The organism is Rhodococcus sp. T2V (genome assembly GCF_029269925.1).
Lineage (GTDB): Bacteria > Actinomycetota > Actinomycetes > Mycobacteriales > Mycobacteriaceae > Rhodococcus_F > Rhodococcus_F koreensis.
On the sequence record NZ_JARJBD010000223.1, the window covers coordinates 1 to 3,375 of the forward strand.

Here is a 3,375-nt window from a genome sequence, read left to right on the forward strand (position 1 = left end):
CGAAGCCACCCTCACCACCCACCCCGACATCACCCACGCCGCGGTGACGGTACACAAGGGCGAACACACCGAACAACTGGTGGCCTACGTCGTGCCCACCCCAGGCGCCCACGTCGACCCCGAGACGCTCGCCGCGACGGCTGGTGCGCGCCTGCCCGATTTCATGGTGCCGTCGGTGTTCGTGACCCTCGACCGGATGCCGGTAAGCGTGAACGGCAAGATCGACCGCCGCGCACTCCCCGCACCAGCGCTGTCGAAGAGGCAGTTCCGGCCGCCGGTCACCCTCCTCGAGCAGACGATCGCCGACGTCTTCGCGGACGTCCTCGGCATCGACCGGATCGGGGTCGACGAGTCGTTCTTCGCCCTAGGTGGCGACAGCATCGTCGCCATTCAGTTGGTGTCGCGCGCGAAAGCCCGCGGCGTGGTGTTCTCCTCACGCGATGTGTTCGAGCGCAGGACTGTGGGCGGTTTGGCTGAAGTCGCGCAGCGTCCCGAGGATTCCAACCCGCCGGTGGTGCTCGAGGAGTTGCCGGGTGGCGCCGTCGGGTGGATGCCGCTGACCCCGGTCGCGCGGGCGCTGATTGAGCGCGGTGGTGGCTTCAGCAGACTCTCGCAACACATGGTGGTGGAGTTGCCGCCCGCAATTGAGCGCGGTGGGTTGGTGGCGACGATCGAGGCCGTGCTCGCTCACCACGACATCTTCCGCTCACGACTCGTTCGCGACGAACGCGGTTGGGGTCTCGTGGTCGGTGGGTCGGATGCCGTCGATGTGGACGGTCTCGTTCGCCGGGTGGAGGTCACCGCCGATCTCGACGGGGAAGCCGCGGTGACGTTGGCGTCGGCGCATTTGGATGCGGCGGTGGAGCGGTTGGCACCGACGACGGGTGTGATGGTGCAGTTCGTGTGGCTCGATTTTCGGTCGGGATGCAACTCCGCGCAGCGACCGGGCTGGTTGCTTATCGTCGCGCATCACCTGGTGATCGACGGGGTGTCCTGGCGGATAATCCTGCCGGACCTGGCCTCCGCGTGGGCACAGGTGTCCGCCGGGCGTACTCCGGTGTTGGATCCCGTCGGAACGTCGATGCGCCGGTGGGCGCACGCGTTGGTCGAGGCGGCGTCGACCCCGGCGCGGGTGGCGGAGTTGCCGATGTGGCAGGCGATGTTGCAGGCATCCGACCCGGTATCGGGCCTCCGCCCGTTCAACGCCGCTGTCGATGTGGGATCCACCCTCGACCGGGTCGAGGTGAGCGTACCGGCCCCGGTGACGGCGTCATTACTGGCGACCGTGCCGACACTGTTCCACGGCGGCGTCGAGGATGGACTGCTGGCGGCATTGGCGTTGGCCGTCTGCCGGTGGCGGCGCGCTCGAAAGGTCTTCGAATCCTCGACGCTGATCCACCTCGAGGGACACGGCCGTCAGGAGCAGATTGCGGCGGGCGCGGATCTGTCTCGGACGGTGGGGTGGTTCACCAGTGTGTTTCCGGTGCGTCTGGATATCGGGGCCGCTGACCTCGACGAGGCCTTCGCCGGTGGCGCCGCGGCCGGCGTGGTGGTCAAGTCGATCAAGGAGCAGCTGAGGTCCCTGCCAGACCGGGGAATCGGCTACGGGCTCCTGCGCTATCTGAATCGGGAGACTGCCGAGCAGCTGCGGTCACTGCCCGTCGGCCAAATCAGTTTCAACTACCTCGGCCGGGTGTCTCCCGGTGGTGCACCGAACGACGTGCTGGGGGCAACGTGGTCACCGTGTTGCCGTTTCGGCGACATCGCCGCTCCGAGAGATGCCGACATGCCGGCGAACGGGGTTGTCGACATCGATGCGATCGTCACCGACGGCGGCGAGGGTCCGGTGCTCGGCGCCACGTTCACGTTCCCGACGGGTGCAATCGGGCGGTCCGATGTACAGGACTTGGCGGAACAATGGTGTGCGGCGCTCGCCGCGCTCGCCACCCATTCGCTGACCCCCGACGCCGGTGGGCTGACACCGTCGGATCTGCCGTTGATCACCGCACGTCAATCGGACATCGACCGCTGGGAGGCGGCATATCCGTCGGTCACGGACGTGTGGCCCTTGACGCCTCTGCAGTCGGGTCTACTGTTCCATGCGCTGTTGGCCGCGTCGTCGGTGGACGTGTATTCGATGCAGGTCGTATTCACCCTCACAGGTCAGGTGGATGCCACGCGGATGCATGCCGCGGCACAGGCGGTGCTGGATCGGCATCCGAATCTGCGGGTGGCGTTCGTCGGGGGACCTGACGGCATACCGGTGCAGCTGGTGCTCGACAAGCTGGCGGCGCCGTGGCGCGAGGTCGACCTTCGCGGAGTCGACGACGACGCTCGCCCGGACGCGTTGACCCGGCTGCTGGCCGAGGACCAGGCCAGGCATTTCGACATGTCCGAACCGCCGTTGATCCGGTTCATGCTGGTCACGGTGGCCGAGGACCGGTACGAGCTGGTCGTCGCCAACCACCACATCCTGCTCGACGGGTGGTCGATGCCACTGCTGATGGCGGACATGCTCGCGCTCTATGCCGCCGGCGACGGGGTGCCGGCGTTGCCTCCGGTTCACCCGTATCGCAGTTATCTGGAATGGCGCGCCGAACAGGACGAGGCGGCGGCGCGACGGGCGTGGGCGGCGGCGCTCGAGGGGGTCGAGGGCCCGACGCTGCTCGCCCCGGCCGACCCGGGCCGAGAGATCTCCTCGCGGGCGGGTGAAGTAGGTGCCGATCTCGGCGAGCAAAGGACACGTGACCTGTCCGAGTTGGCTGCCCGGCTCGACGTCACCGTCAGCACGGTGATGCAGGCGGCCTGGGGAATTCTGATGATGCGGATGACCGGCCGCGACGACGCGGTCTTCGGCGGCACCGTGTCGGGACGGCCACCTCAGCTCGCGGGCGTGGAATCGATGATCGGGCTGTTCATCAACACGGTGCCGGTTCGGGTGCGGGCGGATCCGGACGAGTCGATCACGCGACTGCTGAGGCGGATGCACGGTGAACAGGCCGACCTGCTCGACCACCACTATCTCGGGCTCACGGAGATTCAGCAGTCGGCCGGGATAACCGAGGCCCTGTTCGACACACTGACGGTACTCGAGTCGTATCCGGTCGAGAGGGCCGCGCTGGTCGAACAGGCCGGCGCGATCGAGGGCATGACGCTGGCTGGTGTCAGCGCCAACGACAACACCCACTACCCCCTCGCCCTGGGAATCACCGTTGACACCCAGATCCGCCTTTGCCTGAAGTACCTCCGCGATCTGTTCGACGAACCCTATGTCGAGACCCTGCTGGACCGATACCTGCGTGTTCTCGAAGCCATGATGACCGATGCGGGGAGTCGGGTCGGTGACCTCGACATCCTCGACGCCGACGAACGACG

1 protein-coding gene is annotated in these 3,375 nt (G+C 67.2%); it reads left to right on the forward strand.

The window, feature by feature from the left end; genetic code table 11:
• On the forward strand, positions 1–3,375 hold a 3,375-nt coding region (locus tag P3H15_RS53305), incomplete at both ends, for a condensation domain-containing protein (protein WP_276144711.1).